Source organism: Desulfomarina sp., from assembly GCF_054039375.1.
Genome location: NZ_JBPLBA010000204.1, coordinates 1 through 5,444 on the forward strand (window position 1 = coordinate 1; position 5,444 = coordinate 5,444).

General features: G+C 51.4%; 5 protein-coding genes. All 5 read right to left on the reverse strand.

What is annotated here, in order from left to right:
- On the reverse strand, window positions 1-1,081 hold a 1,081-nt coding region (locus ACXLDX_RS11720; RefSeq protein ID WP_457577371.1), incomplete at its 3' end, for an ABC transporter permease.
- On the reverse strand, window positions 1,078-2,244 hold the full coding sequence (locus ACXLDX_RS11725) for an ABC transporter permease (protein ID WP_457577372.1): 1,167 nt from the start codon (window positions 2,242-2,244) through the stop codon (window positions 1,078-1,080). The genes ACXLDX_RS11720 and ACXLDX_RS11725, both read right to left, overlap by 4 nt.
- Entirely contained in the window at window positions 2,244-3,245 is a 1,002-nt protein-coding gene (locus tag ACXLDX_RS11730) for an HlyD family secretion protein (RefSeq protein WP_457577373.1), read from the reverse strand. The genes ACXLDX_RS11725 and ACXLDX_RS11730 overlap by 1 nt, the downstream gene beginning before the upstream one ends.
- Window positions 3,246-3,255: 10 nt before the next feature.
- A complete protein-coding gene (locus ACXLDX_RS11735) occupies window positions 3,256-4,689 on the reverse strand; it encodes a TolC family protein (RefSeq protein WP_457577374.1) in 1,434 nt (477 codons plus the stop codon).
- 555 nt (window positions 4,690-5,244) lie between these two features.
- Window positions 5,245-5,444: fumarylacetoacetate hydrolase family protein (locus ACXLDX_RS11740; RefSeq protein ID WP_457577375.1), on the reverse strand; the 200-nt coding region annotated here is incomplete at its 5' end.

Genomic DNA, 5,444 nt, shown 5'->3' on the forward strand with positions numbered 1-5,444 from the left:
TGAGTTGAGTGACAAGAGGGGTGATCTGGTGAATATCGGCCCCCATCTGATTGAGCATGACAAAGGCTTTTATCGCGGGAACCGCGGGGACAAACTGCATCACCAGGAGAAGAGGAAAGGGAATGGCTTCCTGCGGCCAGATAAACCCGGAGCCGAAGACAATCGGCATGGAGCTGAGGAGAATGACCAGCGTGGCCAGCTCTCTTCGCGGAAGAACGGTGGAAAGGGTTATGCCGAGAAATGTTGCGGACAGCAGAAAGGGCAGGTTAAGCAGGGCCAGTCTGGAGATATCCGCCAGACGTGGAATATCGTAGAGCTTAAAGGCCGGACCGTAATAATAGAGGGAAAGCAGGGTATAGATAATAAAAAAAATGAAGCTGCGAGTCAGCAGGAGTTTTCCGGGGGACGCCTTGAGCCAGTAAAGTGTCTCTCCTTCTGCGGCCTGTTCATTCTGGGCACCGCCAAGAATACCCACGCCCATGATCAGCGTCTGGTGAAGGATAAGAACAAAAACCGCAGGAATCACATAATTCACATAACCTCCCGCTTCATTGAACAGGGCGTGGAGCTGCAGCCTGACACTGCTGTACTGTTCTTTGGCCAGTTGCAGGGGCCGGCCGGAAATGAGCAGCCGTTTTACCTTGACCTGGGCTGCAAGAGTTTTTCCGGCGCTCATCATTCCCTGGAGGACGGTACCGTAAACAAGAAAATAGCTGGCGTCTCCACCATAGGCCAGAGTCGGGCTTTTTCCCTGGAGCAGATCGCGGTAGAAATGATTGGGGATGACCAGGATTCCGGCAAGTTTTTGCCTGAGCATCACGTTTTTTGCTTCGTCCAGGTTGTGGGCCTGGTGGACAATTTTCACCTGGGGGGTTGCATCAACCATCCGGGCAAGATTACGACTGAGCTGGCTTCCGTCCAGGTCGACCAGGGTGATTTTCTGTTCCCTGGGCAGCTGATTCGCGTAGGGCAGAGGATAGAGAAAACTGTAAAACAGGACCCCGCCGAAGACCGTGAGCAGCAGGGCAGGGTTTGTAAAGACAGCCCTCAGTTCAAATCTGAACAGTCTGGCCAGGGTCATGTTCCGGCCTCCCCTGCTGCTGGTGCGCTGTTCATTGTCCTTACGGCAAGGAGCAGGGTGAGGACGGCCGGAATGAAAAACAGCAGCAGGTTCTCTATCAGGGGCCTGGCCTGAGAGGGTGGAACGCCGTAGTTGATCTGGGCGATCTGTATGTCAATATAGTGGCTGACCGGCAGCAGGCTTCGCCAGATGCGTGCGGGCAGGGTCATGTCAGTGGCCGGGAAGGTCACCCCCATAAAGGCCAGGCCGGGCGCGGAATAAGCTGCCGCCAGACCAAGGCTGCGTGCCGGGTCACGGCTGAGAAAAAAGATCAGGGCTCCCATTGCCTGGCATCCGAGAACAGTGAGGAGCTGGCAGAAGACAAGGAATCCCGGATCACCATGCATGGGCCAGCCGACAATGGATATGGCCAGGAGAAAGAGCATCCCGTGCAACCAGAAAAACAGAGTGCAGGGGGCCAGTTTTTTTATCAGTGCCGCAAGGGGATTGGGGGAAAGCCAGGTGGCAAGACCCTCTCTGCGCAGCTCTTTTGCAATGGTAAGAACAGTGGTCACTACGATAAAAATCTGCCAGATGGCGGGGATAATGGCACAGAGAAGGAACTGTGCATAGTTGCTGTTACTGTTGAAAAGAGGTGTCGTCTGGCTGGAAACCGGAACGGCCGCCGCCATTGCCTGGCCCACAACCATTATGTTCGAACTGAGGTTTTTCAGGACTTCTATTCCGGCAATTGCTGTAGCGTGGGCCTGGAACATTGCACTTTTCACCAGTTTGCCGATCAGCAGGAATTGACTGTTATAATACCCGTCAACCTGGGGAGGGTTGCCACGAATCGTGTTTCTTTCCATATCTGCGGGGAAGATGATCAGACCATAGATTTCCCCGCTTCGCATGGCCCCAATCCCTTCCGCCGGTGAAGTGTAGACGTGGTTTACTGCAAGGGTCGGGCTTGCGTCGTAATATCGGGCCATGGTACGGGAGAGGCGGCTGTGATCAAGATCAACGATACCAATGGGCAGATCCCTTGCCAGACCCTGGGAAAAAATGGCATAGACGATCAGGGAAATTGCCGGAAACAACCAGGTCACAAGGGAACAGAGCCAGGGATCGGTCAATAACAACCACCATTCAGTGGTTTTCTGTTGTCCTTGGTTGTACTTCATTATGGTTGAGTCATTCCAGTGTTTTCATTGATAAGTACACTCATTCCCACCCTCAGATTTTCCATCGGTTCCATGGGACGGGCTTCGATTTCAAAGGTCCGCATGTCAAAGCCCTTACTGGTGTTGGTGGCACGCCAGGTGGCGAAATCACCCATCACGGCAACATGGGTTACTTTGAAGGTATATGTCTTATCTGTTCCCAGGGCCGGGATTCTCACTTTCAGTTCCTTACCCTTGTTATACTGATTGAGCATATCTTCCCGGATATGGAAAACAGCCCAGCTGTCGGCCATGTCAAGAAGTGTTACAACCGGGAATCCCCTGGGTGCCAGTTCTCCGCTCCTGAGGAGGATCTGCGCCACCTCGCCGTCATGGTGACTTTTGATCCGTGTATCCGCAGCATAGGCCTCGACCTCAGCCACTGCTCCCGCGGCCATACGGGCCTTTCCGGCCGCAGCTTTCCTGGTTTCCTCCCTGGCACCTTCCCGGGCCATTTCATAGAGTTGGAGCGCCGCATTTTCGGTATACCGTGCCGCCTGCAGTTTCATATGGACTTCATCTCTTTTCTGTTCGGCGACAACACCGCCTTTGTACAGGTTTTCTATGCGCCTGTAGGTCTTTTCCAGAAGTTGCCGGGCAGCCTTTGCCTGCAGCCATTTGTCCCGGGCTGCCGCAATTTCCTGGGCGCGGGCACCTTTTTCCGCTTTTTCCGCCAGGGCATCAGCGGCCTCTTTTCCCGCTCTGGCCTGGACCAGTTTTGCCTCGATTTCAGGACTGTACAGGGTAAAAATCAGCTGTCCTTTTTTTATGAGATCACCCTTTTTCACCATGATCCTGTCAATACGTCCCGGTACTTTTGAGGAAATGCTGTATTGCCGGGCTTCGATCTGTCCCTGGATAATGACCGGGGGAGGCTGGTAGGCAATCCAGAAACTGTAACAGAGCCAGCCTGTCGTGGCAGCCGCGATTGAAATCAGCAATAATGTTTTTAAAACTCGCATGGTTAATCCTTCAGGGTTGAACAGAGTGTTGATAAGTGGAAAAGAGGTCGAGTTCTCCACTGATGGCCAGCAACTCCGCCAGTCGGGTGACATAGGTAAACGCGGCATGGGAGCGTTGGTTTTTTACCCCTGCTACGTATAAACGGGCATCGACAACATCAAGAGAAGTTGCCAGTCCCTGATCAAAGGCCTTTTCCCGCAGTTCGAGGGTTTTTTCCGCAAGTTTCAGGCTGGAGCCCAGGCCGTCATATTCAGTGATGGCCTGCCTGAGCTGCCAGTAGGTCTTTTCCACAAGAATCGACAGATCTTCCCTGGCCTGTTTTTCCAGGGCATCAACTTTTTTTATGAGGCTTTTGGCGGCAAGACGTTTTCCTCCGCGTCCTGATCGTTCAAGAAGAGGGATTTTTACAGCAAGACCTATGAACCAGTCCGGCATCATTTTACCGGCAAGAGTGTCTTCTTCATAGAGATTGTAGTTGCCGAGGAGAGCAACTTCCGGATAGTATTTTCCCTCTTCCACAGTGACAAGGTCTTTTGCCATCTGTTTTTTTGCTTCAAGGATGGCCAGGGCCGGATAATCAGCCAGGGTTTTTTTCAGAAATGTGTTGAGATCAGGAAGATTCCTGTTGATGAACAGGGGGGCGGTGGGCTTTACCGGCGATTCCTCCTGGAGGAGGCGAGTCAGGGCAGCCCGGGCAATACGCAGGCTGGAAGCCGCCTTTTTCCGGTCCACTTTCGCCTTGTCATGGGACGCTTCAGCCTGGAGTTTTTCCACCTGGGCAATCTGCCCGTTTTCCACCATGAGTTGTGCATGGTGCAGATGTATCTTCAGGCTGTTTTCCACCTCCGTGCGGGTGTCGAGAAGCTGACTGAGCAGGACCACTCCAAAGTAGCGGCGACAGAGTTCCCGAAACTGGTCATAAAGTTTGAGGTCATGCTGTTTTCTGGCTTCAGCTACGGAGGCCCCCGCAATATCCTGAGCTGCCGTGATTCTTCCTCCTGTATAAATGGGCCAGAGCAGACTGAGACTGCTGCTTTTGATTTCACGATCACTGATGGTGGAAGTGAAACCGTTTTGCAATGCTTCAGGGGAAAAACCCATGGCCTGTCCCAGGGCACCTAACTGCCCCTCTATCATGGATCCCGCCTCCATGCTGTCCAGGATGTCATCGGGGCTGAGCTGGATTTTATCATCCAGGTAGAGATATCCACCGTTCAGGTTGACCTGGGGCAGATAGAGATCTCTGGCCGCGTTCTGTTTGTGAACCGCCTGGTTTATATTGGCCTGTTCCGCCTGGAGACCGTTGCTTTTTTCAATCAACTGCTGCCAGGCGGAACTAAAATCAAAATCCCGGCACATGGCCTGCGGGCAATACGCGCAACTGAAAAGAAAGAGTGAAACAGCCAGTGCTGTTTTTCTGTAATATCGTATTGATATGTTCATTATAAATGTTTTCTGTCCGAAACAGTTGAAAAAAATATTCTCTTTTTCGCGACTATACGTTTACGCAAACGACAAGTCAAGAGTGAAAGTTTGCAGCTGAATATATTGAGGTGTAATTTGAAAAAATCTGTTTCCAGCGGTACCTTGATAGGATAATCTATAAGAAAATTCTATGACAGTGTAAAATATCGTATATATGCTTATCCTTATTTTTTCAAAATGGTTGTTTTCGGGTACTGGATCGGTGATATACCTGCTTTGTCTGGCTGAGTTTGGTTGGTAATCAGCGTTCTACCTGGGCGTTGCCGGGTCAAATTTAAAAATAACCTGATTACGTATGAAACTCAGCCTGTTATTTGTGAGTCTGGGGATTGGGACTTTTTTCTCCGGCGTCTTTCCAAAACCCCATTCGACTGAATACAAAATGACCTGGACTGACACTTTTTCATTTGAATTCCTTATAAGTTGAGATTCCCAGGGGTTTTTGACCGTAGGCAAGCCGGAGAAAACAGGCCCAATCCACAATTTGGCTGAGTTTCATGGGTAATCAAGATTTTATTCGCTTCTGACAGGATTCCGCAACAGACCAATCCCCTCGATCTCAACTTCCACCACGTCTCCATCCTGGAGAGGCCCGACCCCGCTGGGTGTGCCGGTGACAATGATATCTCCCGGCTCCATGGTGAAATTCCTGGAGACAAAAGCCATGATCTGTTCCACCGAAAAGATCATCCGGCTGGTATTTGATTGCTGAA